General features: G+C 58.6%; 26 protein-coding genes. 12 read left to right on the top strand and 14 right to left on the bottom strand.

Annotated elements, in window-relative coordinates; translation table 11 throughout:
* Nucleotides 1-175 precede the first annotated feature (175 nt).
* A complete protein-coding gene (locus HMPREF0308_RS07545) occupies nt 176-535 on the top strand; it encodes a DUF2200 domain-containing protein (RefSeq protein ID WP_005530295.1) in 360 nt (119 codons plus the stop codon).
* Here the strand turns inward: HMPREF0308_RS07545 and HMPREF0308_RS07540 are convergent.
* The 4 genes from HMPREF0308_RS07540 to HMPREF0308_RS07525 are packed head-to-tail and all read right to left on the bottom strand — an operon-like array spanning nt 516 to nt 6075.
* Nucleotides 516-1640, bottom strand: coding sequence for an aminotransferase class I/II-fold pyridoxal phosphate-dependent enzyme (locus HMPREF0308_RS07540; protein WP_005530293.1), 1125 nt, complete (start codon nt 1638-1640; stop codon nt 516-518). The genes HMPREF0308_RS07545 and HMPREF0308_RS07540 overlap by 20 nt on opposite strands.
* Nucleotides 1640-2278, bottom strand: a complete 639-nt coding sequence (locus tag HMPREF0308_RS07535; protein WP_005530291.1) for a DUF3239 domain-containing protein — start codon at nt 2276-2278, stop codon at nt 1640-1642. The genes HMPREF0308_RS07540 and HMPREF0308_RS07535 overlap by 1 nt, the downstream gene beginning before the upstream one ends.
* A gap of 5 nt (nt 2279-2283) precedes the next feature.
* Complete coding sequence (locus tag HMPREF0308_RS07530) at nt 2284-3915, bottom strand: DNA repair helicase XPB (RefSeq protein WP_005530289.1); 1632 nt, start codon at nt 3913-3915, stop codon at nt 2284-2286.
* A 60-nt stretch (nt 3916-3975) separates the two neighbouring features.
* Nucleotides 3976-6075, bottom strand: a complete 2100-nt coding sequence (locus HMPREF0308_RS07525) for a helicase-associated domain-containing protein (RefSeq protein WP_005530287.1) — start codon at nt 6073-6075, stop codon at nt 3976-3978.
* Nucleotides 6076-6141: 66 nt separating this feature from the next.
* Between HMPREF0308_RS07525 and HMPREF0308_RS07520 the strand changes: the two genes are divergently transcribed.
* Nucleotides 6142-6327 (top strand): hypothetical protein, encoded by a 186-nt coding sequence (locus HMPREF0308_RS07520; protein WP_005530285.1) that lies wholly within the window; start codon nt 6142-6144, stop codon nt 6325-6327.
* Between the two features lie 123 nt (nt 6328-6450).
* Here the strand turns inward: HMPREF0308_RS07520 and HMPREF0308_RS07515 are convergent, their stop codons facing one another.
* Nucleotides 6451-7074, bottom strand: coding sequence for a resuscitation-promoting factor Rpf1 domain-containing protein (locus HMPREF0308_RS07515; RefSeq protein WP_005530283.1), 624 nt, complete (start codon nt 7072-7074; stop codon nt 6451-6453).
* A 375-nt stretch (nt 7075-7449) separates the two neighbouring features.
* On the opposite strand from HMPREF0308_RS07515, the gene HMPREF0308_RS07510 reads away from it, so the two are divergent.
* On the top strand, nt 7450-7830 hold the full coding sequence (locus tag HMPREF0308_RS07510; RefSeq protein ID WP_005530281.1) for a cold-shock protein: 381 nt from the start codon (nt 7450-7452) through the stop codon (nt 7828-7830).
* Nucleotides 7831-7953: 123 nt separating this feature from the next.
* On the opposite strand, the gene HMPREF0308_RS07505 is transcribed toward HMPREF0308_RS07510, so the two are convergent.
* Complete coding sequence (locus tag HMPREF0308_RS07505) at nt 7954-8571, bottom strand: DUF2771 domain-containing protein (RefSeq protein ID WP_005530279.1); 618 nt, start codon at nt 8569-8571, stop codon at nt 7954-7956.
* A gap of 11 nt (nt 8572-8582) precedes the next feature.
* Nucleotides 8583-9452, bottom strand: a complete 870-nt coding sequence (locus tag HMPREF0308_RS07500; RefSeq protein ID WP_005530277.1) for a glutaminyl-peptide cyclotransferase — start codon at nt 9450-9452, stop codon at nt 8583-8585.
* An 80-nt stretch (nt 9453-9532) separates the two neighbouring features.
* Here HMPREF0308_RS07500 and HMPREF0308_RS07495 point away from each other — a divergent pair, with 80 nt between their 5' ends.
* From HMPREF0308_RS07495 to HMPREF0308_RS07485, 3 genes are all read left to right on the top strand, one after another.
* Nucleotides 9533-10141, top strand: coding sequence for a DUF3027 domain-containing protein (locus HMPREF0308_RS07495; protein WP_049063626.1), 609 nt, complete (start codon nt 9533-9535; stop codon nt 10139-10141).
* A 94-nt stretch (nt 10142-10235) separates the two neighbouring features.
* Nucleotides 10236-11639, top strand: coding sequence for an NCS2 family permease (locus HMPREF0308_RS07490; RefSeq protein WP_005530273.1), 1404 nt, complete (start codon nt 10236-10238; stop codon nt 11637-11639).
* Nucleotides 11640-11644: 5 nt separating this feature from the next.
* Nucleotides 11645-12457 carry a TrmH family RNA methyltransferase gene (locus tag HMPREF0308_RS07485; RefSeq protein ID WP_005530271.1) on the top strand — a complete coding sequence of 271 codons (813 nt, stop codon included), beginning with the start codon at nt 11645-11647 and terminating at the stop codon, nt 12455-12457.
* On the opposite strand, the gene HMPREF0308_RS07480 is transcribed toward HMPREF0308_RS07485, so the two are convergent.
* The 3 genes from HMPREF0308_RS07480 to serC all read right to left on the bottom strand — a co-directional run bounded on the left by HMPREF0308_RS07480 (nt 12418) and on the right by serC (nt 15921).
* Nucleotides 12418-13245, bottom strand: a complete 828-nt coding sequence (locus HMPREF0308_RS07480; protein WP_005530269.1) for a DUF6928 family protein — start codon at nt 13243-13245, stop codon at nt 12418-12420. The genes HMPREF0308_RS07485 and HMPREF0308_RS07480 overlap by 40 nt on opposite strands.
* Nucleotides 13246-13303: 58 nt before the next feature.
* On the bottom strand, nt 13304-14554 hold the full coding sequence (gene sepH, locus HMPREF0308_RS07475) for a septation protein SepH (RefSeq protein ID WP_005530268.1): 1251 nt from the start codon (nt 14552-14554) through the stop codon (nt 13304-13306).
* Nucleotides 14555-14790: 236 nt separating this feature from the next.
* Nucleotides 14791-15921, bottom strand: coding sequence for a phosphoserine transaminase (gene serC, locus HMPREF0308_RS07470; RefSeq protein WP_005530267.1), 1131 nt, complete (start codon nt 15919-15921; stop codon nt 14791-14793).
* A 152-nt stretch (nt 15922-16073) separates the two neighbouring features.
* On the opposite strand from serC, the gene HMPREF0308_RS07465 reads away from it, so the two are divergent.
* The 6 genes from HMPREF0308_RS07465 (at nt 16074) to HMPREF0308_RS07440 (ending at nt 22443) form a co-directional block, all read left to right on the top strand.
* Nucleotides 16074-17369, top strand: coding sequence for a citrate synthase (locus HMPREF0308_RS07465; protein ID WP_080548627.1), 1296 nt, complete (start codon nt 16074-16076; stop codon nt 17367-17369).
* Nucleotides 17370-17615: 246 nt separating this feature from the next.
* Nucleotides 17616-17972 carry an FKBP-type peptidyl-prolyl cis-trans isomerase gene (locus HMPREF0308_RS07460; protein ID WP_005530265.1) on the top strand — a complete coding sequence of 119 codons (357 nt, stop codon included), beginning with the start codon at nt 17616-17618 and terminating at the stop codon, nt 17970-17972.
* Nucleotides 17973-18085: 113 nt separating this feature from the next.
* Nucleotides 18086-18934 carry an aldo/keto reductase gene (locus HMPREF0308_RS07455; RefSeq protein WP_005530264.1) on the top strand — a complete coding sequence of 283 codons (849 nt, stop codon included), beginning with the start codon at nt 18086-18088 and terminating at the stop codon, nt 18932-18934.
* Nucleotides 18935-19319: 385 nt separating this feature from the next.
* Entirely contained in the window at nt 19320-19664 is a 345-nt protein-coding gene (locus tag HMPREF0308_RS07450) for a DUF485 domain-containing protein (protein WP_005530263.1), read from the top strand.
* A gap of 2 nt (nt 19665-19666) precedes the next feature.
* Nucleotides 19667-21319: a solute symporter family protein gene (locus tag HMPREF0308_RS07445; protein ID WP_005530262.1), complete on the top strand. Its 1653-nt coding sequence runs from the start codon at nt 19667-19669 to the stop codon at nt 21317-21319.
* Between the two features lie 68 nt (nt 21320-21387).
* Nucleotides 21388-22443, top strand: coding sequence for a hypothetical protein (locus tag HMPREF0308_RS07440; protein ID WP_005530261.1), 1056 nt, complete (start codon nt 21388-21390; stop codon nt 22441-22443).
* On the opposite strand, the gene HMPREF0308_RS07435 is transcribed toward HMPREF0308_RS07440, so the two are convergent.
* From HMPREF0308_RS07435 to HMPREF0308_RS07420, 4 genes are all read right to left on the bottom strand, one after another.
* On the bottom strand, nt 22418-23398 hold the full coding sequence (locus HMPREF0308_RS07435; RefSeq protein ID WP_034657208.1) for a DUF1906 domain-containing protein: 981 nt from the start codon (nt 23396-23398) through the stop codon (nt 22418-22420). The two genes, HMPREF0308_RS07440 and HMPREF0308_RS07435, sit on opposite strands and share 26 nt — an antisense overlap.
* Nucleotides 23399-23668: 270 nt before the next feature.
* Nucleotides 23669-24118 carry an OsmC family protein gene (locus HMPREF0308_RS07430; protein ID WP_005530259.1) on the bottom strand — a complete coding sequence of 150 codons (450 nt, stop codon included), beginning with the start codon at nt 24116-24118 and terminating at the stop codon, nt 23669-23671.
* A 321-nt stretch (nt 24119-24439) separates the two neighbouring features.
* Nucleotides 24440-25534 (bottom strand): HigA family addiction module antitoxin, encoded by a 1095-nt coding sequence (locus tag HMPREF0308_RS07425; RefSeq protein ID WP_005530258.1) that lies wholly within the window; start codon nt 25532-25534, stop codon nt 24440-24442.
* A gap of 14 nt (nt 25535-25548) precedes the next feature.
* Nucleotides 25549-25848, bottom strand: a complete 300-nt coding sequence (locus tag HMPREF0308_RS07420; RefSeq protein ID WP_236251930.1) for a type II toxin-antitoxin system RelE/ParE family toxin — start codon at nt 25846-25848, stop codon at nt 25549-25551.
* Nucleotides 25849-26282 lie beyond the last annotated feature (434 nt).

Genomic DNA, 26282 nt, shown 5'->3' with positions numbered 1-26282 from the left:
TGCTATCCGAAACAACGGAACAGCACAGGCGCTACTCTTCGTTTTCCCCTATAGCGTTTGGCAGTGCTGCCTCTGTAGTTCGTGTAGTTCATGTAGGTGGTGTGATTCATGGAGGCGATGTGGTTGGAACCGCTTCTTGCCTGTTCTCTGTTTGTTTGCCTGTACGGTAGTTCCTATGACTCAACCCAAGGAACCACGCATCTTCCGCATGGAGTGGAAAGAGATTCATAATGCCTACATCGCTAAGGCGGAGCGGAAGTCCCGCACTAGGGAAGAAGTAGATGAGCTTATTTCGTGGCTTACTGGCTACGATGCAGAGGGTATTATCTCGGCGGGAGAGCGAAGCGTGCGTGAGTTCTTTGATGAAGCACCGGCGCTTAACCCCGACCGTTTCTTGATTACCGGCAGCTTGTGCGGTGTTAAGGTGCAAGAAGTTGAAAACCCTTTGATGCAAAAGATTCGCCAGCTCGACAAGTTGATTGACGAGCTGGCGAAGGGCAAGGCCTTGGAGAAGATTAAGCGTTCAGGCGCTTAACTGCCTCACGAATGACTTCGGGGCGCTTGCAGAACGCGAAGCGTACCTTGTAGCGCCACGGCTCAGGGTTGTCCGTGAAAGCCGCGAGCGGAATAGCCGCAATGCCCTTGGTTACCGGGAGTTGTTTGCAGAACTCGATCCCGTCCATCCCCGTGTGAGAGATATCAGCTACCAAGTAGTAGGTGCCGCGGGTGGCGTGGAGCTTAAAGCCCGCATCCTTTAAACCTTGCGCAAGAATGCCGCGGCATTCGGAGAGCTCGTCGACCATATTGCTCAACCACTCGCGCTCTTCCACCAATGCGTGAGCCACGGCCGGCTGGAACGGAGTGGTGGATACAAAGGTCATGAACTGCTTTGCCTTGATGACGCCATCGAGGAGGTCTGGGTGGGCAATGGCCCAGCCGGTCTTCCACCCAGTCGCATTATAGGATTTGGCAGCAGAACCAACCTTCACGGTACGGGTCTCCATACCGGGAATACGTAGTACCTCAACGTGCTCGGCATCATCGAAGGTGAGGTCCTCGTAGACCTCGTCGGAAAGCACGAGCAGGTCATGCTCCACGCAGATATCGCGCAGGCCTTCTAGTGCTGCGCGGCTAAATACTGAACCGGTGGGGTTATGCGGAGAATTGACGATCACCATCGCGGTCTTATCCGTCACAGCGGCGCGCACAGCATCGACGTCGAGGTCCCAACTTCCTCCGGAAGGCTTGAGCGGGACGGGGACACGGGTGGCGTCGGCAAGCGCAATGGCGGCGGCATATGCGTCGTAGTAAGGCTCCAGCACAATGACCTCTTGGCCTGGCTCAACGAGTCCCAGCACGGTCGCGGTGATGGCCTCCGTTGCGCCCGCGGTGACCACGATGGCGTCGCGTGCAACGTAGTAGTGGTGTGCCAAGGCGTCGATAAGCTCAGGGCATCCCCGCAACGGTGCGTACTGATTGTTGCCCGAGGCGATCTGTTCTTGCGCGATCTCCAGCATGCGTGCCGGCCCGTCGGAGTCAGGGAAGCCTTGACCCAAGTTGACGGCATCATTGTCCACGGCGAGCTGCGTCATGGTGGCGAAGATAGTCTCGCCGAACTGTTGAAGACGTTGAACAGTCATTACAGCACCAAGAGGTCGTAACGGGTGGCCTTTACGTCGTTGAGGCGCTTGCGAGCGCGGTCAAGGCGTTGCCACTGGTCTTCCGGGATGGACTTGCGTGCCATGGTGACTACCTCAGCATCAGGGGTACCCCACGCAATAGGCATTGGGGTGATCTGCTGCCAGTGGTCCTTGTCGCTGCTGGTGCGCTGACCAGAGACGGCGGCGACTGGAATCTTGGTGCCTACCGTGCGCTTGACACCCGGCACCGATGTCACGGTGCGCAGGCATGCCCCCCAGCGCGGCGGCAGCTTTGGATCGACGTTGGTGTTCACCAGGGCCATGAGCACCATGTCGCGCTCGTTAACCTCAGCCACCACAGCCGGTGCTAAAGGATAGGAATCATAAAGCTTTTGGGCGCTTCCTACCTTGCTAGCGGCAGCAACGCCCACGACAGCGACGAGGATTCCAAACAGCGCAAGGCCCAAAGCCACGGTAAAGCCCCAGGCGGCCGCGACACCGAGGTAGACCGCTACGGCGCCGACGATGAGCAGCAGGCCCATGATGAGGCCCGAGTTGCGCAGGCGCGAAGAATCGCGGAGGAGTTCGTTGTTCTTCTTGGCGTAGGTCTCATCGACCTCGAATCTAAAAATCTTCATAAGAATCACAAGTCTACTTCGTCAACGAGGCGATATGCGTAACCTTGCTCCGCCAAAAATCGTTGACGGTGCAGCGCATATTCCGCATCGATGGAATCGCGGGTCACGAGGGTATAGAACGTTGCTTCCTTGCCGTCAGCCTTGGGGCGTAGTAGGCGTCCGAGGCGCTGGGCCTCTTCCTGTCGGGAGCCAAAGGTACCCGAGACCTGAATGGCAAGGGCGGCCTCTGGCAGATCGATGGAGAAGTTAGCCACCTTGGATACCACGAGGATCTGCAGCGCGCCTTCGCGGAATTGCTGGAAGAGCTTCTCGCGCTTGGCGTTCGAGGTCTTGCCATCAATCACAGGGGCGTCGAGATGCTTGCCCAGCTCCTCGAGCTGATCCACGTAGCCACCGATGATGAGGGCTTGCTGGCCCGCGTGCTGGGCCAGGATCTTGTCTACCGCCCGGTGCTTTGTGCTTGACGACGCCGCGATTCTGTAGCGGTCGCGCGGCTGCGCCGTGGCGTAGAGCATCCGCTCTTCGGGGTCCATGTCTACGCGGACCTCAATGCAGTCTGCGGTGGCGATGTAGCCGGCTGCCTCCAGCTCCTTCCAAGGGGCGTCGTAACGCTTGGGCCCGATGAGCGAGAAGACGTCTCCTTCCATGCCGTCCTCGCGGATAAGCGTGGCCGTGAGCCCGAGGCGACGGCGGGACTGGAGGTCCGAGGTCATACGGAACACCGGGGCAGGCAGCAGGTGGACTTCGTCGTAGATGATGAGCCCCCAGTCGCGGGAGTCGAAGAGCTCCAAGGCGCGGTATTCGCCCTTGGTCTTGCGGGTGACCACCTGGTAGGTGGCGATAGTAATCGGCTTGATCTCTTTCTTCTCGCCGGAGTACTCGCCGATCTCGGACTCGGTGAGCGAGGTTCGCCGCAACAGCTCGTCACGCCACTGGCGGCCGGCCACGGTGTTGGTCACGAGGATGAGCGTGGTGGCCTGGGTCTTGGCCATGGCGGCCGCGCCCACGATGGTCTTGCCTGCGCCACAGGGGAGGACGACGACGCCGGAACCGCCGGACCAGAAAGAATCTGCGGCGTAGGACTGGTAGTCGCGCAACGCCCAGCCTTCCTCCACGAGGGAGACCGGGTGCGACTCGCCATCGACGTAGCCCGCGAGATCTTCGACCGGCCAATTGGCCTTGAGCAGTTCTTGTTTCAGGCGTCCGCGCTCGGAGGGCGGTACGGCAAAAGTGTGATCGTCGATGCGGACGCCGAGTAGTGCGCTGACTTTCTTGTGGCGGGAGAGCTCCTCGAGGATGGGGATCTCTTCGGATTCTAGGATGAGGCCGTGGGCCGGGTGGGCGTGGAGACGCACGCGGCCGTAGCGCGACATGGTCTCCGCGACGTCGATAAGCAGCGCCTGCGGCACCGGGAACCGGGAGTAACGCTCGAGGACGTCGACAACCTGCTCGGCATCGTGGCCGGCCGCGCGGGCGTTCCAGAGAGCCAGGGGAGTGATGCGGTAGGTGTGCACGTGCTCAGGCGCGCGCTCGAGCTCCGCGAAGGGAGCGAGCGCGATGCGAGCGGCCGCGGCGTCCGCGTGATCGACCTCGAGAAGCACGGTCTTATCTGACTGCACGATGAGTGGGCCTGGCATACGGGATCCTTACTTTTTGACTTAAGACTCGAAAATATTTTGCTGACTTTGGAAGGGAACTTAGACAAGGTGCACTGAGGTGATGCGGTGTAGCGGGAAACGAATCATTGAACCATCGGAACCTGCCGCGTCCACCTGGCCGCCTGCCACGGACAAAGGTTTGACTGTTCTGTTCTTTGGGTTGCCGTTCTTATCCGCATAGACGATGGTGACCCGGCGGCCGCTACGGGCCGCGGCATGCAGGATGTCCAGGCTGGTCTCATCCGCGGCTGCGGGTGCTGTCTCACCACTTGCGAGAAGCGCCGCGGCGACGGAAACAGGATCGGCGCTTGGCTTCGCGGCTTTGCGAGCTGCAGGCGTGGGCAGGGCGTAGGGCTCGAGGGCCACGCTGAGCGACGCCCCGTTCTCGTCCTCGGCGGCAGGCGCCATGCCATGCTCGCGTAGCTTTTCTAGCAAAGGTCCTACGCGCAGCTGAGAGATGGCGACCGTGGGAGCGATTAGGCGCAGCTCGGGGACGACGCGCACTGCCATCTCTAGCAAAGCAGGATCCTCGCTGCGTAGATACGCCAGTGCGGGGCCGGAGCGCAGCGTGCCGTGTCGGCGGGAGACATCATTGATGAGGAACTCGAGGGCTTGTGGCACCTCCGAGTGGGCGGCGAAGAAGGCAGTGATGTCCTCCGCCGTCATGCCGACGTCGAGGCCGCGACGAAGAGTTGACTCCGTGATGCGGTACAGGCTGGCCAGCCCCGGTGATTCGAGGTCCGCTAGCTCACTTAGCCGGTGATGAGAGGTGGCCTCGAGCGGTCCGGGGACCAAGACCGTGAGGTCGCCTTGGATGATGAAGTAATCCACGGTGTCAGGCGTGAGCGAATGGGTGGCTGCTGGGTCTAACAGCGCTTGGGTGGCTTGCCCGAGCGCGATGAGGCCGAGCCATTCGGCTTCGTCGACCAAGGCGTCGATGGTGACGGACTTGGTGTGGGTGGCAAACAACGGGAAGCGGAAACGCAGATCCTCCCAGAATTCCTCTTTGCTTAGAGGCGTGGCGGAGTGCGCGTAGATATCCATGACGGTTGCGCGATGGCGGGGGAGGCGGTCTTTTGAGGACTCGGGATCGAGCAGTCGGCCTTCCTCCCAGGGCTGCCAGGTGGAGTGCTGCCAGGCGTCGATAAGCACGCTCCACTTGTCCGCAAGCGTGGCATCCAGCCACTCTTGGGCGCCTTGGGTTGGCGCGAGGAAGTTTCCTTCCAAACCTTTGGGCTCACCGCGGCTCAGCAGTCGCGCCGCAAAGCCGAGGCAGACCAAGCGGCGTAACTCGGTCTCGGTGATGGACAACTCCTTGGCCAGGTGTGCTTGGGGACGCACACCGACGGTTTTGTCCTTGAGGAGTTCGATGGGGTGCGCGCCGAGGGCATCGATAAGCTGCTCTAGTTCGCGAACAACTTGGAGTCCTGCTGCGGTACCGGCGTCGTTAGTCTTAGAATTCGGATTTGGCGTGCCGGCTCGGCCGCTGGGTTCCAGCGGAATGAGTTCGGGGGTGCGGCCCTCGAGGGCACGGCGTGCGGCGCGGGGAAGACGCACCGTACGGGAGTCCACACGCGTGAGGATTCCTTTGGCGAGCAGGCGCGGGATGGGCCGCGCGGGGTCGGCGTCAGGAGCGGCGTCGCGAGTAGTGCCCACTCCGCCGGAAGTGACAAGCGTTTGGAGGATGCGTGCCTCGTCCTCAGGAAGCGCAGCAATTTCCTCGGGTGCAGTGGTGCTTTGGTGCAGCAGGGACCATTCAGTGGGAAGGGCCTGCATGAGACCTGGTGCAAGGCCCACAGTATCTGGATTGGTGGCGTCTGCACTGGTTGTGAAGGCAAGACCCCGCTCGAGCAGCTGGGACGTAGCTGCGGGCTTGGTGACAGCGACTTCCTCGAGCTCACCGCCGCGCTCGGCGATGTCCTCAGCGGCTGCCAGCAGCGCAGCGTCGCAGTGCGATAACGCGAGCGCGAGGGAGGTGCGCAGAGTCAAACGCGTGGCCAACGGGGCAATAGTCGGGGGTAGTGGATGTAGAACATCGCTGCGGTGGGCGAGCAACGTGGCGAGCTGTGTTTGGTCAAGATCTGCCAGCCAGGTGCGGAAATTGAGCGCTGCTGATGGATGCTGCTGAGGAGGGGTCATGGTGGCACACAAGTTTAGTGGGTAATTGAGTTACTTTTTGCGCCGGGGTTTGGAATAATAAGGGCTATGTCGAATCAGAAGAATGGCTTCGTGTCCCCGGCTTGGCCGAAGAACGAAAATCGCGAGCACGCAATCACTGAAATCTACGCGCCGTTCGCTGGTGCATCCAGCCCATACGGTGACGATCTTGTCCTGCCGATGCCGGCGGAGAAGCTCAACTACGTGCACCCATACACCCGCATCAACCGCTAAACAAAGCACTAGCCGCGTGCCTAACAAGGCTAAAACGCAAAAGACTCCCTGCCACCTCGAATGACGAGGACTGGCAGGGAGTCTTTGTATGAAACGCGGTGTGTTGGCGCTTCGTGTTACTTCTTATAGGTTGCCGACCAGCTGGGCAATCGGGTCAATAAAGTTGCGGTTTGCGGAGTAGAACGCGTTGAAGTCGTGGCGGTTTGCCTTGTACTGGTTAGCGAACTCAACCGGGATGGACAGTCCGTACTTAGCGGCGGTGTCCTCAACAAATGCGTAGAGAGCATCAACAGCGAGCTCGTCGGATGGCTGTGCGGCAGCCTGCTTTACTGCAGCCGGTGCGGCTGCCGGAGCAGCAGGAGCTGCGTCTAGGTTACGCGGGGTAGCAGCGGAGTTCAGGCCGAGGGAAGCGGAGCAAGCTGGCCATGCGCCCCAACCCTGGGATGCGAGGACCTTCTCTGCAATTGCGATCTGCTGCTCGCGGGTTGCCTGGTTTGCGGTCGGTGCGTACTGGCCGCCACCGAATGCGGACCAGGTCTGGCCGGAGAACTGCAGGCCGCCGTAGTAGCCGTTGCCGGTGTTGATTGCCCAGTTACCGCCGGACTCGCAACCTGCGAGGCGGTCCCAGTCAGAATCCGGCGCTGCGGATGCGGTCGGTGCCATGATGGCGGCAGCTGCACCGAAAGCGACGGTGGAAGCTGCGAACTTGGTAGCGAACGAGTTGTTCTTAGCGGAGTGGCGTCCCATGAAAGTATTCCTCTTCTCTAGATTTCTCGCGCCCACGTTGTGCCCAGTCCGGCAAATAAAATGTTTTTGAAAGCGTTGTGCACAAATATCGGCCGCCGCGAGTAAGCCCGGACTGTGTGTGGGGCGAGACTTCCTCGCTGGCGACCAAGTGCCTGCGTCAAACAGTAACGGTTTATAACGAAATAGTCACGTAATCAGCCCGGAATGGCGGGCAGGTACAGAAATCTCGCTCTATTTTCGCAGGTCGCGACGAAAATGTGAATTAGATCACCCATGTAACGTGTGTTGTTTATGTGGCAGCAACTTCAAAAGTTGTGTCGAAAGGGTTAATATAAATCTCTTTATTGCCCCCGAGAAAGAAAGCGAGTAGGGCACGTGCCAATCGGCAAAGTTAAGTGGTTTGATGCTGACAAGGGCTTCGGCTTTGTGAGCAACCCCGGCGATGAGGACGTCTACGTCGGTCGTAACGTACTGCCCGAAGGCGTCGATGAACTGGTCCAGGGCCAGCGCATCGAGTTCGACTTCGCAGCCGGCCGTCGCGGCCCACAAGCCTTGCGCGTCAAGGTTCTGGATTCCCCGCGTCGCCGTACTCCTTCCCGCAAGCCAGAAGAACTATCCAGCATGCTTTCTGATGTTATGACTCTCCTGGAGACCCAGGTCCAGCCAGTGCTGGCTCAGGGCCGTTACCCGGAGCGCAAGACCGGCCGCCAGGTCGCAGAGATCCTGCGTGCTATTGCCAAGGACCTCGATAGCTAAGCGTATAAGGAACACTAAGGACGTCAGCAACAAAGAGTGCGGGCCCTCCCTTAAACCCCTCGACGAGATAGTTGAGGGTAGGAAGGGCCCGCACTTTTTTGTGCGCTGGGGCGTTATGTGGCGCTACTTTTTGGCAGCAGTGGGCTTGCTTGTAGGAGCGGTGGATTCGCTTGCAGGAGCAGCGGTCTTGGTGGCTTCCGCGAGGTCTTCCTCGGACATCGTGGACAGGGACCACACCGTGCTAAACGGTGCTTCTTCGCCCTTGGCGTCGGTGCCCAGCATCAGTGCAGAGATTTCAACGACCATCAGGCGTGGGCGTTTGCCCTTGGAAGCGGCAATTGGGTCGACGGAACCCATGACGTCGACAGAGCTCGTCTCATTAGCGCCGTGGATGGTCTCATCGTTCGCGGCAGGATCATCATAAATTGTCAGAATGCGCCACTCGTTTGCTGAGACCGCTTCGGGGATCTCCAGGTGAAGGGTGTCGTTTTCACCGACGGTGAGGTTAGGGGTCTCGCCCTCCGGGCAGTCCGTGCCAATCTCGCAGACCATGTACGGCGCCACCTCGAGGGATTGATCGCCCACGCTGGCCTTAATCTTCACGTCCTTGGGATCCGGGCCGGGGCGGCTGTTCCACCAGTTCTGGAACAGAACTACGGACACCACAATTACTGCCACCGCGATGATGAGCGCCAACAGCTGCAGCAGTGACTTCTTCCTTGCTTCCTTACGGGTTGCCATGGCAAAAAATCCTACTCGAACGTCACGCGATACAGATCAACCCACCGCTTGCCGGTGATCCAGTACTCATTCGTCCCAGGTATATGGGCGATTCCGTTGAGCACATCATTGATGGATGTGGGGCCATTCTCGTTGAGCCCGGAGGCATCAATCACTGCCGTAACCGCGCCAGACTGTGGGTCGATGCGCAGAATATCCTCGCTCATCCAGACGTTGGCGTAGACATTGCCGTCCACACATTCCAGCTCGTTGATCTTCTCCACCGGCTGGCCTTCCAGGGTCACGTCGGTGCGTGGTGCTACTTCCTCGAAGGTCTGCGGATCGAGGTGGCGCAGCTGCGAGGAGCCATCGGACATGATGAGCTGCGTCTTGTCTGCGCCCAAAGCGCACAGTCCCCAGCCCTCACCTTCGTAGGTCGCGCGGCCGACCTCCTCGAGAGTCACCGGGTCGCGCTTGACCGCCTGACCAGCCTTCCAGGTCAATTGCCAGATGGCATCGGAAGTCTGCGCGATGCCTTCACCAAAGTATTCGGTGGACAGCGAAACCTCTTGTGTGGCTTCTTCCGCGCCGGGTTTCACACGCATCAATCGGGACTGGCCGTATAGTCCAGTGCCCACCAAGAGGTTGCCGTCTGGGTCGACTTCGAGTCCTTGGGTAAACGTGTGCGGGATCATCTTGGTGTGTTCTTTCACGGAGACCTTGAGGTGCTCTACGGCCTCACCAGCCTCCTCACCTTTTTCACTGGAGGCAGGGGAGGCGCTGGTTGCTTCATCGGGGTTTGCGGGTGCATCGTTTGAGCAAGCGACCAGAGCCCCCACGGTGCCGAGCGCTGCTGCGAGGGCCGTAATGCGGGATGAAAAAGACGTAATGAAAGAACCCATGCACGTTATTGTGCCTGATGTCGTGGATAATGTAGTGCGTGTCTAAGCAAAAACAGCCAACGAACCCTCTTCTCACCGATATGGCAGTACGCATCGCCCGCGCAGCCGTGGACGAGGTAGGCGAGGGCGGCGTCGGAAAGCACCGTGGCGTCGCCGGAGTCGGTCGCAACGTTGCTACCCACCGCTTCGAGGCTGACATGCCCGGCTACCCAGGGTGGGAGTGGCAGGCCGTCGTGGCGTGTGCAGAGGGATCTCGATTTGTCACGGTCAATGAGGTTGCGCTGGTGCCTGGACAACAGGCGCTGCAGGCGCCGGAATGGGTTCCTTACACCGACCGTGTGCGGCCAGGTGACCTAGGGCCGGGTGACCTCATGCCGCCCGCGCTTGACGACGACCGCCTAGCTGATGGAAAGCTCTCCGCTACGGGTCTGGAGCGCGCTAAGAATAGGTGGCGCACCGGAGCCTTTGGCCCTAATACGGATATGGCTTCGCAGGCTCCGCTGCAGTGTAAAACGTGCGCGTTTTATCTCGAATTGATGCCGAATTTTGGCGTGTGTGCCAATGAATACTCTGCCGATGGTCGTGTGGTGCACGCCACCTATGGATGTGGTGCGCACTCAGAAACGAAAGTTCGGGAAGAGGGATCCATCACGGAAATTGCTTTCGATGACGAAAGACCTATTTACTAGCGCATTCATGGTTTGCTTTCTTTAGCTCTAAAGGTAAGACTAGGCCAGTAAAATTTAATCCTCCTGGCACTAGGTAAAGGGGCTCTCTTAAGCGATGAACGCAGCTCTCGATCGATATTTCAAAATCTCTGAACGCGGTTCCACCGTGGGGACTGAGATCCGCGCTGGCGTGGTCTCCTTCTTCGCGATGGCCTACATCATCCTCCTCAACCCGCTGATTCTGGGCACCGCACCGGACTCCGCCGGACACACGCTCGGCGTCCCACAAGTGGCCGCAGCTACCGCGCTGATCGCGGGTATCATGACCATCGCTTTTGGTGCCATCGCTCGCTACCCGTTCGCCATGGCTGCGGGCTTGGGCATGAACACCTTCGTGGCCGTCACCATGGTCTCTACCAAGGGCCTGGAGTGGAAAGAAGCCATGGGCCTCGTGGTCATCGAGGGTATCATCATCGTCTTGCTGGCCATCTCCGGCTTCCGCCAGGCTGTCTTCGATGCCATCCCGGCTTCGATGAAGGCTGCCATGGGCGTGGGTATCGGCATGTTCATCGCCATCATCGGCTTTGTGGACGGTGGCTTTGTCACCCGTGTTCCTGACGCAGCGCACACCACCGTTCCGGTGGGCTTGGGCATTAACGGCTCGATTGCTACCTGGCCTGCTTTTGTCTTCGTAGTAGGTCTTATCATCTGTGCCTTCATGGTTATCCGCAAGGTCCGCGGAGGACTGTTCTTGGGCATCGTGATCACCACCATCATCGCCATGATTCTGCAGGCTATTTTTGGTTCTGAGGATTGGGGCATGGCAACGCCTGAGATGCCCGGCTCCTTGGGCGGCACACCAGACCTATCCATTGTTGGAGAAGTCAGCCTGGTGGGTGCCTTTACCAAGCTGGGCGTTGTGGCGACTGTGCTGCTTATCTTTACCCTGTTGCTGACCAACTTCTTCGACGCCATGGGCACCATGAACGGTCTGGGCAAGCAGGCTGGTTTGGTCGATGAGAACGATAATCTTCCGGACATGCGCACCGCGCTGGTCGTGGAGGGTGCCGGTGCAGTTGCCGGTGGTTTGGGTTCGGTTTCCTCGAACACAGTCTTTGCCGACTCCGCGGCGGGCATCGGCGATGGTGCCAAGACCGGTCTTGCCAACATCACCACGGGCGTCATCTTCTTGCTTGCCATGTTCCTGACCCCGCTCTACGAGATCGTCCCAATCGAGGCTGCCGCCCCGGTTCTGGTTATCGTCGGTGTGATGATGGCCAGCCAGCTCAAAGACATCGAGTGGACCAAGATGGAGGTCGCCATCCCGGCATTCCTGACCATCGTGGTCATGCCGTTTACCTACTCCATCGCTAACGGCATCGGTGTAGGCTTCATCGCCTTCGCTTTGATGTCCGCTTTTGCCGGTAAGGCAAAGCAGGTGCACTGGATTATGTGGCTGATTGCCGCGCTCTTTGTTGTCTACTTCGGAATGACTCCAATTACTAACGCGCTAAGCTAGCGTGCATGCGTGAAGTAATTTCTGACCCTTTAGACCCTCGTCTTGACGACGTCCGCGACTTAAATAAGTCGGACAAGTCAGGCGAGGGTCTAGTCATTGCCGAGGGTCACCTCGTGGTCTCCCGTCTCGCGGAGTCTCGTTTCCCTCTGCGCTGCATCGTAGGGTTTGGTTCCAAGCTCGACGCTTACGTCGAGGAGTACGGCGATCCAGGCTGCCCTATGTACGAGGTGACTAGGGAGACGCTCGCGCAGGTGGCGGGCTTTGACATGCACCGTGGCTTGGTAGCGGCAGCTGACCGCGCGGCGGAGCCGACTCTGGAGGAAATCCTGCGCACTGCGAAGACAGTGGTGGTGCTCGAAGGGGTGGGAGACCACGAGAATATCGGTGCCATTTTCCGCAACGCGGCGGGAATGGACGTCGACGCCGTGCTCTTAGGATCGGGCGCTGCGGACCCGCTATACCGCCGTTCCGTGCGCGTGTCCATGGGGCATGTTCTGCGTCTCCCCTTCGCTCACCTGGATGGCGGTTACACCACGTGGCAGCGATCCTTGCAGGTGCTTCGAGACGCCAATTTTCGCCTTGTTTCGCTGACCCCTCACCCGGAGGCGGTGCACCTGGCGCAGGCGCTGCACGGCGCTGAGAAGGTGGCTCTCCTGGTCGGTGCGGAGGGCCCGGGCCTTACCGAACATGCAATGAAGGCCACCGATGTGCGTGCCCGCATACCGATGGCCCCTGGAACCGATTCTTTGAATGTGGCCACCTCTGCGGCCATTGCGTTCTACGAACGCCAGCGGTCTCGAATCGACTTCGAGGTCTGACGGACGTAGTCGCTCACGAGACGACCCAAACGCTTGGCAGTCTTGAGGATCTCCTCGCCGGTGGATTCCGGCTCGAGGTCGTGGTCTTCGTAATCGTCGTAGTCATTGAACCCAAGCTTCGACACGGAAGCCGATGCTAGGTCGCCAAGGCTGCGCTTGTGTTGCGGCTTGGCTACTTTGGGCTCTGGGCGCCCGTCGGTGGCATAGCCCACCACGTCCAGGTCAGGGCCATCGGTGTTGACGTCGATGCCGAGCCAATAAGATTGCGCTGCCTCCATGATGCCGCGTGGCTCAAATGGCAAGGAGATGCCGCCCACGGGCTCGTATTTCTCGCCAGCCCAGTACGGCGCCTCGAAAGGCTCGGGTAGGCCCGTATCTTCCATGACGTTGAAGCGAGTGCCGCACAGGCAGCGCTTAAGGCTGCCGGCAGTCCAGTGGGCGAAGCCGGCGTAGCCGGTGCCTTCTTGAGTAGCGAAGGCATAGATTTCCAGGGCAGGTACCGCGTTGAGGAGGCTGTCCGGAAGCTGGGAGAGCACCAGCTGGTCCTCTTCGATTACGGTCTGCACCACAGTCACGCCAGGGTATCCGCCGATGTAATACTCGCTATCGCCAGCTTGGGCAGAGCGGTTTAGCGGGAACTGGCCGATGGGGGTCACGGGCAGCTTGGGGTTGAGCTGTGCCAAGAACTTTCGCCCAAAGCCGCGGTCAGCTTTGGGTTCGGTGCGCAAGATTGCGGCAGGGTCTTCCGCGGTGACGTACCAGAGAGTGAGAACAGGTTTATGGTTCACGACAAACTACTCGCTTAACTTCTAACGATGAGGTTTAAGCACTCGATTCCCGTGCGGCTTACTCGCGCGGGCGCTTGGTGTTGGAACGCACTCCCAGCAGGACGTCCTCCCAACGCGGCGTCACAGCGCGGCGGCGACGGCTCTTTGGCTTGGGCTCGGCTGATGGGTTCTGTAGGAAATCCTCGTCAGCGGCATCGGCATCGTCGGACTTTGCGGTGCTATGGGAAGCGTTGGTATCGGCATCGGAACCAGCGGTGGTGCCAGCGTGCTTGTTGCTATCCGGTACTGCCGGGATGTCGTCGCGCGTGATCTCGGAAGCTGTGTCTTCGTCTGCGTCGGCTGCTGAATCTAGGTCAGGTGTAGATGCGGTGGAGACTACGGTCGGCGCGGTGAAGTCGGTGATGTTGGTGATGTTGGTGACTCCGATTGGGGTGTCGCCGTCGATCGCCTTGTCGTAGCGCTCGCCGCGTCCTACGGACGTCAGGGAGCGAACCGGCTGTACGAAGTCCGGGTCGGTGAGATCTGCGGCGACAGAGTTGCGTGCCTCAACTGTGGCAGGGGAAGACATAGTCTGCTTGAAGGTCCACTCTGCCTCGTTCTCAGACAGGCCAGCTTTCCAGGTGATGCGAACTACCCAGGGTTCGCCCTGGTGGCGGTAGGCATCCCAAGTAGCTTCAGACAGTGAGTGGCCCCGGGCTGCGAAGGCGGTGGCCAGAATCTCCCACAAAGTGAGCTTGGCTGGGCCATTTTCGCGGACTGGGTGAGCCTGCTTGGCAATCTCGGCGATGCGTGCGCGCTCCAATAGGACAGGGTGTGCAAAAGGCTCGATGCGGGATTCCGGAGCACCGATTTCCTCAGCGATCTCGGCTGCGGAGGCACCAGCGCGGATACGGGTCTGAATCTCTGCGGGGCGCAGGCTAATTGCGTGCGGACGCGACTCGTTGTGGTCGCGAAAGGAGCCGCCAGAAGTGTGCGACGAAGCCGCGGAAAGTGACGGGCGACTCGTGTCAACAGCAGGCTGGGAATCGGAGGAACCAGCTGCGCTTCCTGCAGTGGAGTCTGCATCGGCAGACTTCGCGGACTCGGTCTCAGCGGTACCCGCGGTGTCGTCGGGATGTGATTCTGCGGCTACGGAAGAGGAGGAAGGAAGGCTGGAAATGCTGCCCCAGGAATCTTCTTCGGGCTGTGGAGCGTGCAGAATCTCGCGGAGGTCATCCGTTACTGCGAGGAAGAACTCTTCGCCTTCCTCAGTCTGCATGACCAAAGAAGTAGTGGTTGAGTCGCTTTTTGCGAGGAAGAGCTCGCGCATTGAGGGCGCTCCTTTTGCTTGTCGACGGATTCGATCGATACCTCATAACAGTTATTAGATTGAAGCCGAAGCATAAGCCTTAGCGGTTTGTGGGACGGACATCAATGGCCAATGCATTGTTATTAAGGCAGTCAGGCGTACCCCAAAGAGTACGTGTGATGGAATCCACTTTAACCCAGAAATGCCCCGCGCTCGGGGAGGAACGCGGGGTATGTTGGCTCTAGTACAGGCTGTATTTAGCGGTTGTCCAGCACGTAGTCGATGGCCTGAGTGAGCTTGGCGACGTCCGCCGGGTCAATCGCCGGGAACATTCCGATGCGCAGCTGGTTGCGGCCCAACTTGCGGTACGGTTCAACGTCCAAGATTCCATTTGCGCGCAGCGTCTTTGCCACGGCTGCTGCGTCGACCGAATCATCGAAGTCGATGGTGCCAACTACCAGCGAGCGACCTGCAGGATCAGCAACGAATGGGGTTGCTTCGCTGCGGCTTTCGGCCCAGCTGTAGAGGATGTTCGAGGACTGCGTGGTGCGTGCAACCATCGCGTCCAAGCCGCCCTGCTCGTTCATCCACTGAACCTGGTTTTCCAGCATCAGCAAGGTAGAGACTGCCGGGGTGTTGTAGGTCTGGTTCTTGCGGGAGTTATCCACGGCGGTCTGCAGGTTGAGGAAGGCCGGGATGAAACGATCAGAGGCGTTGATCTTCTCGATACGCTCCAGTGCGGCAGGGGAGACTGCAGCGAGCCAGATGCCGCCGTCCGAAGCGAAGCATTTCTGCGGGGAGAAGTAGTAGACGTCAGCATCGGCCATGTTCACTGGCAGGCCGCCTGCTCCGGAGGTGGCGTCGATGACGACTAGCTGATCGGCGTTGTCCGGATTAGGGCGCACGACGTTGACCATGGCGCCGGTAGAAGTTTCGTTGTGAGCCCAAGCGAAAACGTCGGCGCCTTCAGAGTTGGCCTCACGAGGATCTGGGGCGGTGCCAGCCGGGTAATCGTTAATGATGGGCTCATCGAGCCATGGGGCTTTGGAACTTGCCTTGGCAAACTTTGAAGAGAACTCGCCATAAGTCAGGTGGGCGGACTTCTTCTCGATTAGACCAAATGTTGCTGCGTCCCAAAAAGCAGTGGCGCCACCGAGGGATAAAATGATCTCGTAACCGTCAGGCAAAGAGTAGAAATTGCTCAAGCCTTCGCGGATGGAACCGACCACATTTTTAACGGCGGGCTGGCGGTGAGAAGTGCCGATAATGGTCTCCGCGGCATTGGAAATTGCCTCAATTTGGGCGGGGCGAACCTTGGACGGTCCGCATCCAAAACGGCCGTCGGAGGGGAGTAGATCTGCAGGCAGGACGAGTTCTGTGTTGGTCATGCGGGATAGTGTAGCCCAATTTCGATTGGCCTATTGGTGGAAGTTGAAAATACCTGATGTTGGCAGCGTCACAACTTTTGATAAAGTGTGAAGAGATTTAAAGGATCTTGCCGGCATGAATCCGGCGTTAAATGTTGAGAAAGGATCAACAAGTGGCTTCTGAAGACAACAAGGTTGTTCTCCACTACCCAGGTGGCGAGTACGAGATGGACATTAAGCAGTCCACCGAAGGCGACTCTGGTTTTGATATTGGCAAGCTTCGCAATGAGACGGGTCTCGTTACCTTTGACCCGGGCTACGCAGCCACCGGTTCCACCGAGTCCAAGATCACCTTCATCAATGGTGAGGAGGGCATTCTTCGCCACCGCGGTTATGACATCGCTGACCTGGCAAACAACGCCACCTTCAACGAGGTCTCTTACCTCTTGATCAAGGGTGAGCTGCCAAACCAGGAGCAGCTGGCCGAGTTTAATAACGAGATCCGTCACCACACCTTGCTGGATGAGGACTTTAAGGCACAGTTCAACATCTTCCCGCGTAACGCGCACCCGATGGCCGTTCTGGCTTCCTCGGTTAACATTCTTTCCACCTACTACCAGGACCAGCTCGATCCGCTGGATGAGGAGCAGCTCGATAAGGCTACCGTTCGCCTCCTGGCTAAGGTGCCAATGCTGGCTGCATACGCATACCGTGCATCGCAGGGTAAGCCTTACATGTACCCGGATAACAAGCTGAACGCTCGCGAGAACTTCCTGCGCATGATGTTTGGTTACCCAACTGAGGAGTACGAGGTTGACCCAGTTGTCTCCAAGGCCCTCGATAAGCTGCTCATCCTGCACGCTGACCACGAGCAGAACTGCTCCACTTCCACCGTCCGCATGATTGGTTCTGCTCAGGCAAACCTCTTCGTTGCCATTGCTGGTGGCATCAACGCTCTGTCCGGCCCTCTGCACGGTGGTGCAAACCAGGCCGTTCTGGAGATGCTGGATGATATCCAGAAGAACAACGGTGGCGACGCAACTGACTTCATGAACCGCGTGAAGAACAAGGAAAAGGGCGTTCGCCTGATGGGCTTCGGCCACCGCGTGTACAAGAACTACGACCCACGTGCTGCCATCGTCAAGGAGACTGCACACGAGATTCTCGAGCACCTCGGTGGCGACCCAATGCTGGATCTGGCAATGGACCTCGAGAAGATCGCTCTCGAGGACGATTACTTCGTGTCCCGCAAGCTGTACCCGAACGTCGACTTCTACACCGGTCTTATCTACCGTGCGATGGGCTTCCCAACCGACTTCTTCACCGTACTGTTCGCAATCGGCCGTCTCCCAGGCTGGATTGCGCAGTACCGTGAGCAGCTGGAATTCAACACCAAGATCAACCGTCCGCGTCAGATCTACACCGGTGAGACCCTGCGCAAGGTTACCCCGCGCGCGGAGCGTGCATAAGCACTCCACTTTCTGCACGCTAGTAGTGCGATTGAGAGCTTGCGCTGTCTAGCTTGAGCTAGACGACGAGGCCCGTAAATCGTCCTAGGGTGCACAAATGAAGCCGAATTGCAGTTGAACCCGTATACTGGGAACACTGTGGTTCGGCTTTTATCGTTCTGACTAACCCGATTCTCACCGTGAGGCGGGAAGAAGGTTGGGTGTCGAACCTATAAAACAAACGTTTCCCAAGGAGGATTTTCCCCAATGGATAAGCCCGTAATTGAGGCTCATACTGAGCCGGCCCCGACTGAGCTGGTTATCGAGGACATCGTTGTTGGCGATGGCGCAGAGGCACAGCCGGGTGGCTTCGTAGAGGTTCACTACGTGGGCGTCTCGTACGAGGATAACCAGGAGTTCGACTCTTCCTGGGGTCGTGGCCAGTCCATCGAGTTCCCGCTGACCGGTCTCATCGCCGGCTGGCAGGAAGGTATCCCCGGGATGAAGGTCGGCGGTCGCCGCAAGCTCATCATCCCGCCGGAGAAGGCTTATGGCCCAGCCGGCGGTGCGCACCCACTCGCTGGTCGCACCTTGGTCTTCGTTATTGACCTTATTCGCGCCTAAGACAGTTCTCTTTTACCCCGTCTGTCATCATCGCAAGATGATAGCTTGCGGGGTTTTCTAATCACCTAAGCCTTCTTGGCCCATTGTGGGGGAATCTCGTGCACAATGGAGACATGAGTGTCCCATTTATCCCTTTTAATGATGACCGCGAGATGCCGCAGCTGGGTCTCGGAACCTACAAGATGACCGGCGATGAGTGCATCAACGCCGTACGCGAGGCAATTGACCTCGGCTACCGTCACTTTGACACCGCGACCCTCTATGAGAACGAAGCTGAGCTGGGGCAGGCGCTTAACGACGCCATGCGGGCCGGCGACGTCACGCGCGACGAGCTCTTCATCACCTCCAAGGTCTGGCACGATAGTCACGGTGCCAACAAAGTCGATGCGGCCTTCAGCGAGTCCCTCAAGAAGCTACAGCTGGATTACCTGGACCTCTACCTTATTCATTGGCCATGGCCGCAAGGTGGGCTGTATGTAGAGACCTTCGAAGAGATGGCTCGTCTGCAGGGCATGGGGCAGATCGCATCCATTGGTGTTGCGAACTTCTACGAAGAGACCCTGCAGGAACTCATCGCCCGGACTGGCATCGTGCCAGTCCTCAACCAGGTGGAGCTACACCCAGGCTTCACGCAGCCGGAACTGCGTGAGTTCCACAACGAACATGACATTGTCACCGAGGCTTGGTCGCCGCTTGCTAGGGGAGAGGTAATCAACAACCCTGACGTTAAGGCTGTTGCCGCGAAGCATGAGGCAACGGCAGGTCAGGTCGCCATTGCCTACCTGCTGGCCAAGGGAATCTCCGTTATCCCTAAGTCGCGTAAGCGCGAGCGTTTGGTTGAAAACCTCGCTGCTGCGGAGCTCGAACTTAGCCGTGATGATATTGCTGTCCTCGATGGCCTTGAGGCCGGGGGAGACGGTAGCGGACGCTTGTACAAGGACCCACGCGAGTTCCCTGGCTAAAGCGCACGATAGACCTGCAGTGGCAGTGTGAGGTGGTAGCGCCTCGCGCTGCCACTTTTGCTTTTATGGGACTGCGATCTTTGCCACACCTTGATTCACAAAATTTGCAATGTGCAGTTCTTTCGATTTTGGGGGTACTTTGCTAATTGTTAACTCTGCAGGTAAGGGCGCTTAAAGGGGGTGGCTAAGTCTTGCGAATTCAAATTTTCTTGGCAAGGTTTACAACCTTGCAATGTGAGTTGGGTAACTTACTTTCCAGACGAAACGTGATGAATGCCACCGCGTCCATTCAAGGATTCTCTTCAATCCTGGGTGGTTTCGCGAGGGCAGGGTCACGCTCGTGAATGACATTTTGTGAAATAGGACAACCCACAAGGAGAGCGCCATGAGTAACTCACCTGCCTCGATTCCTACCCGTCGCGAGCCGACGGCGCAGGAGTTCATCGAGATGCGCGACAGTGCGCAGTTTAAAGAGTTGCGCGGAGCTTACCGCAACTTCACCTTCCCGATGACCATCGCCTTTTTCGTGTGGTACGTCGTCTACGTCCTCGCTGCAGTCTTCGCCCCAGACCTTATGGGCACCGAGCTCGGCGGCGGCTGGAACGTAGGCCTCGTCTTCGGTATCGCCCAGTTCGTGACCACCTTCGCGATTACCTGGATTTACGTTAAATACGCAAACAAGAACATCGAGCCGCGTTCGGCCGCTATCCGTGAAGCATTGGAGGGCTAAAGATGCTGACTTACAACCTCGCTGCAGAAACTGCAGACTCGGCTGCCGGCAACCCGGTACTCAACATCGCTGTGTTCGGTGCCTTCCTCGTTATCACCATGTGGGTGGTTCTGCGAGCAGGCAAGTCCACTAAGGAAGCCTCTGACTTCTACACCGGCGGTGGTTCCTTCTCCGGACGCCAGAACGGCCTGGCAATCTCCGGTGACTACCTCTCCGCGGCTTCCTTCCTCGGCATCGTCGGCGCTGTGGCGCTGACCGGTTACGACGGATTCCTCTACTCCGTAGGCTTCTTCGTGGCCTGGCTGGTCGCGCTGATGCTCGTGGCCGAGCCAATGCGTAACGTTGGCCGCTTCACCATGGCGGACGTTTTGTCCTTCCGCCTGAAGCAGCGCCCAGTTCGCGTGGCTGCGGCTATCTCCACGCTGTTTGTTTCTTTGTTCTACCTCATCGCTCAGATGGCCGGTGCAGGCTCCCTGGTTTCCGTTCTGCTGGACATTCATGACTTCACCTGGCAGGCAGTCGTCGTCGGCATCGTCGGCATCCTCATGATCGTCTACGTTCTCGTTGGCGGTATGAAGGGCACCACCTACGTCCAGATGATCAAGGCTGTCCTGTTGGTTACCGGCGTCGTGGCAATGTGCGCCATGACCTTCTTCGCCATCAAGGGCGGCTTCAGCACCCTGTTCTCTGACGCTATCGACATGCACGCTGGCTCCGACTACATCAAGGAGAAGGGCTACGAGGCCTCCCAGATCATGGAGCCAGGCCTGAAGTATGGCAAGTCCCTCACCACCAAGCTTGACTTCATCTCCCTGGGTATCGCTCTGGTCCTCGGTGTTGGCGGCCTGCCACACGTTCTGATGCGCTTCTACACCGTGCCTACCGCAACTGAGGCTCGTCGTTCCGTTACCTGGGCCATCGTCATCATCGGTGCTTTCTACCTGATGACCCTCATCCTGGGCTACGGCGCTGCTGCACTGGTTGGTCCGGACCGCATCCTCGCCGCACCGGGCGGCGCAAACGCCGCGGCACCGCTGCTGGCGCTGGAGCTGGGTGGCTCTGTATTCATGGCAGTCATCTCCGCAGTGGCCTTCGCTACCGTTCTGGCCGTCGTTGCAGGTCTTGCCATCACCGCTTCCGCGTCCATTGCACACGACGTCTACCACTCCGTCATCCGTAACGGCGAGTCCACCGAGGCTGAGCAGGTTCGCGTCTCCCAGATCACCGTTGTGGTCCTCGGCATCGTGTCTATCATCCTGGGCATCCTCGCCATGACTCAGAACGTCGCCTTCCTGGTCTCCCTTGCCTTCGCAGTGGCTGCGTCTGCAAACTTGCCGACCATCCTGTACTCCCTGTACTGGCGCCGCTTCAACACCGCAGGTGCTGTGGCCTCCATGTACACCGGTGTTATCTCCTGCTTGCTCCTCATCTTCTTCTCCCCGGCAGTATCCGGTACCGAGACCTCGATGTTCCCGAACGCAGATTGGGCACTGTTCCCGCTGTCCTCGCCAGGCATCGTCTCCATCCCGCTGTCCTTCCTGGCTGGCTGGATTGTCTCCCTGATGACCCCGCCGGACAACTTCGAAGAGCTCTCCGCTGAGATGGAAGTTCGCTCCCTGACCGGCGTTGGTGTTGAGGCACCAGTCGACCACTAAAGCACACAAGGGACTGCAGTACTATCTAGACCGTGCTTAGTTCTTTTCTAGAAACGAAGGCGGCTCCGATGAGGTTCGGGGCCGCCCTCGCCGCGTTTTCAGTCTCCGGCTCGCTGCTCGTCGCCTGCACACCCGCAGATGAGCGCGCAGCGCAGGAGAAGGGGGCGTCGTCAAGCGCTGCTGCAGCACGTGCCACCGAGCACGAGAAGGGTGACGCGGACCTGAATGGGCAGCCTGATTCGGTGAGCCAATTCCTAGGTGGCGAAGACCACCAGCAACTGAGCTACTACCGCGTGGGGGACGGCATGCGGATGGCCACCAAGAACGAGCATGAGCCGCGTCCTGCGCTCAGCCTCATCAAGCTCTACATCGCTACCTATGTGTTGGAAGAGGGCTCCTTCAATGACAAGTACGAAGCCCTGGACATGATTGCGAACTCTTCCGATACCAGCGCGGAAGACCTCTTTAACAAGTACCCGAAGTCCATTGATGCCATTGCCAAGGAATACGGCCTTTTGAACACCAAGGCCGGGGATAAGTGGGGTACCTCGGTGACGTCGACCTATGACGTCGTGCGCTTTGTTGTGCAGCTGTTGGAAGACGACCCTACACACCCTGTTCTTGTGGCGATGGCCCACGCCGATCCCGTCTCGGAGGACGGTTACGGGCAAGACTACGGCACCGCCAAGCTGCAGAACGTGGTGGGAACAAAGTGGGGCTGGTCGAATGATAAGACTCTGCACTCCTCAGTTTCCTTCGGCAGGAACTTCGTGGTGGCGGCCTCTGTCACCGGCAGCGCCGATGATCTCACCAAGTTTGTGAAGTCTGAGGTCACCGCGGAAAACCTTCGCGAGGGCACCACCCGTTTCCATAAGTCCCTGAGTGGGGAAGAAGTGGAGACGACCACGGCATCGAAGACGACGATCACCGTAACCTCCACCGCGAAGAAGGACTCTGATAAAGCGGATAAGTCCTCGAGCGCTAAGCAGGAGCCTTCCGAATCGAAGAAGGAAACCTCTGCAAAGCAAAGTGGGGTTGATAAGAAAAAGCCCGCGCCATCGGCACGGGCTAAAGCGACGTCGTCAACCTCGCAGACTTCTACTTCATCGCGTTCTGCAAAGTAGCAATCAGGTCAACGGCTCCCTTGACCTGTTCTTGGGATACGGACGAGCCTCCAATGCGGATGCCGTTGGCGTCAACGCGCGGCATCGTAACGCCCGGGGCCATCGACTCCACCTGGGAGCTCAACGCACCTAGTGCGTCTGAGGAGCCTGCCGGAATCGACGGCGCGGGTGCCGGGGTAGCAGTTCCTGGCTTGGATGGCGCAGCCGGTGCTGGCGCTGCCTGGCCGGGCGTCCACTGACCCCAGTCGCGTGCGTAGACGTGGTTGATATCCACGGTCACGCCATCTACCACGCGCTGCGCGGAGCCCGGCAGCTGGTGGATGGTGGTGCGTGGGTGGATCTTTCCACCTGAACCCCAATCGTGCATCCAGTAGAAGGAGCCGATGCGGTCCTGCACGCACCACTCGATGGTGTTGTAGTTTCCGTAAACGCCGGTCTGGTAGCCCGCCGCGGAAAGCAGCTTGGAGAAAGCCTGCAGGTAGGGCTTGATCTGCTGGTCGTACTGCGCGCGGGTGGGGTTGTCATCGATGGCGATGTAGATCGGGCGGTTGGTTGGGCCGCCCGCAGCTTTGTGGATGGCGATTGCCTGCGGTGCGTGCACAGCAGCGCCCGCAGCGCCTTGCTTCCAGTCGGCGGTTTCTGCGCGGCCGAACTGATAGATGGAGGCCGTGGCCAAGCCAAGGGCGGCGTTGGCCTTGGTTTCCTTCAATGTCACAGGCTTGCCGGTCATCCAGGTCTCAGTGCCAGGGCGGCGCTGGGACACGTAACGAATGGCGCCCAGGTGGCCGGCGTTCTTGATTGCCTGTGGGGAAGGAACACCCACGGCGAAGTCGATGATGGTGCCGAGAACCGGGCCCAACGCGAGCGCGGAGGGGGCTTGGGCACTGACGACGCCCGCGGTAAGGACCACAGCGCCTGCCTTAAACAGGGAACGGCGGTTGAAGGTTGCAGACACGGTGACTTACTCCTTGTACATGAACTTTGAAAGCGAGAGCGAAGTTGAGCGCGAGATTACGCAAGCTAATTAACTTTTATCACTTTAGTTAACAAATGTACCGTAGTATGTGGCGTGTCTCGTGCATGGATGCATGCAGATCCGCAGCGCACAGCAGATTAGAGATCTAGGATTAAGCAATACCGCTTGAGGTCGTCCGCGACTGAAACGACGAGAAGCCGTTCGGGTAGGGGGTTTAAGGATTTGGCGTGGAATCAAGGCGTGACCTGATTAGGACTGATTGAGAAACCTAACATTCGTCGGGTGCTCAACCGTGCGGGATACCGTGCAGTCCTTTTCATGGGAGATGCGAATTAGGTTGTCCACCATCGACTGCGCTTGGCGGCCTTCGGGGGTGTCGGGGAAGCGAAGGGTGAAGCCGACCTCGACGTCGCTAAGCCGTGCGGCACCGCCCTCGTCGACGCGCGTTCCCTCGACGTGTACGTCAAACGCCTCAGGTTCGGCGCGCCGGGATGTGACCACGTCGACGTCCACGGCGGAGCAGCCTGCCACGGCGGCAAGAAGGAGTTCGACCGGGGTCAACAGCCCCTCGCCGCGACCGAAGTCCAGGCTTGCCCCTTCCTCATTGGTGGCGCGGTAATGGGTGGGGCCGATGCGGGTGACATCGACGCCGTAGGTGCGAATAATCTTTGATTCTTGGTTGTTTGCTGCGTTAGTCATATGCGCAATCTTAGCCCATATTAGTGCAGGTCAAGGTGGGTAACCCGAATGCTCTTTGCGGTTGTCCGCTAGCTCGGGAATGCTCAGACGGCTCCTAACAAGTCTGAGCGTTTTGTCGATAGGGGAGCATTTTCAGGAGCGTGGCGGTTCCAAGCGATGGGAGCGCCGCCAGGGCATTGACATTGGCCGCGAGCAAACAATCTGAAGTGAAGTGCCCCAGGTTTTGTTCCGTTTGAGTAGATGGGAAAACAAGGCACATGCCTAGGTTCAAAACCTAGGACACTTCATTTTGCTGATGATGAACGAAGCTAATATTCCCAGTTAAGATGGGATGGGTGATTTCCAGCTTTCAAGCTGAGCGATGACGGTGGGAGCGTTGCGTACGAGAGTAGTTTTCCACGACAGGTCACCCTTTTTTTGAAGCCTTCCAATCAGAGTGATGGGATGAACCCCTAGGTTGCTGGCTTGTTCTTTAATCCAAGATGAGTGCACACGATCAGGAACTGCCGGTAAAGGGCTAGAGATTGCGAGTTCGCTGGCCAGCTGGTCTGCCTCGGCTTCATTATTGGCACTGTCATCTGATAGGTCATCGAGGATGACCTCGCCATTATCGACAAGGTGACCCAATAATATATGGGCTGTTTCATGCAGGATGGTAAATAGTATCTTATCGAGCCGATTCCCTCGTCCTGATATGCCAATCACGGGGTGCCCGTCGACCATCATAGCGCAGCCGTCGAGTTTTCCTCCCGGAAAAGCCTCCACATAAACAAGTCTCACCCCCACCTCGGCGAACAGAGTCTGGAACTCAGCAAACGCCTGCGGGTCACGCGCTCTACTCGACAGCGTCCGGGCGAGGTCTTCTAGTGCCTTACGGGAGTAGGGGGCAGCGTCGAGGGCGCTGGCAGTTGCCCTGACGCAAGCCGCCCACGCTTCCTGCAGAACGGTGACATTTTCCTCGTGGTTACTGCGGCGGGCGGCGAAGCTTATTCCCGAGGGATCTTCAAAGGATCTTTTGCCAAATAAATTCAGCACCTCGTATGCCTGACTCTGCACGTCGGTGGCTGTGATGTATCCCCGCTTGACGAGCAGGGGGACGGGGGCCAGCTCTCGTAATTGGGCGCGGGTTTTCACGGCGCTGAGGTTGTCCTGTATCCGGTCGTCCTGGGACTGCTTCCATAGCAGATAGGAGTCCTGGAGGTTAAGCCAGAATTCTGCGGAGGTGCCCAGGGCGGCGCCGATCTGGGCTGCGGATTCGCGCGTGATCTCCTTCTTTCCGGAAATAATCTCCGAGACAAACTGTGCTGGACGTCCGAGCACCTCGGCAAAGTCGGCTTGGGTCCAGCCGCGTGCGTCTAGCTCGTCAGCGAGGATCTCTCCGGCTGGGAATAGCTCCGCCGCAATTGGAGTATTCATGAGTTCACCTTCTCTCAGTGGTAATCCACCATTTCAATAACGATGACCACGCGGCCATCGCTGTTGGTTGTGAATTTGAGGATGAGCCGAAACTGCTTGTTCAGGCGGATTGAAGAGGACCCGGCTCGGTCGCCTTTCAGTTGTTCCAGATGTAACGACCGCATGGCCCGCAGGTCACGTTCGTCCACGGCTCCCTTCAGGATCTGGATTTTCTTGCGATATGCCTTAATGACGTCCGAACCCCATCGTTTGGGGATGTAGGAGGCATCCTCGGCCATTCGTTGAAGTTCGTCATCCTCGAAGAGGATGCGCACCAAGTCCACCTCGTCCAGTTCGCTAGCGCCGCGCCCATCTGACGTGACTCATTCTTCTCTACTCGTCTAGTGCTCATCACCCATCGTGTGAAGTATATTATCTTAGATATTCTGTTTCCGCAAGATGGGGCTAGGTATGAAAGAGGGGCGCCTCGTTGCGGCGAGGTGACCCGCCTGCAAGTCCTGAGAGCTGTCAGAATCCATGCATCGTCTGATGTAGTAGCGGAGTATCTCTCCCCTTCGGGCTGATTGACTCGAAAGGAGAGGGAATGGCAACCATTCGATGCTAGGTGCACACGGTCCGCAAGGGGTCAGTGACCGTCAAGGCCACCACCACCGTCAAGATCTGGACCGCTACGATCAAGTTGCACAAGCTGGGTCGCTAGCTGCCTCGTCCTGGGAATCATCCGCCTGTTAGGGAGGGAGGGGAGAGT

This window comes from Corynebacterium striatum ATCC 6940 (assembly GCF_000159135.1).
Taxonomy (GTDB): Bacteria; Actinomycetota; Actinomycetes; order Mycobacteriales; family Mycobacteriaceae; genus Corynebacterium; species Corynebacterium striatum.
Note: the sequence above shows the minus strand (reverse complement) of the source record. Positions and strands in the feature narration are given on the sequence as shown.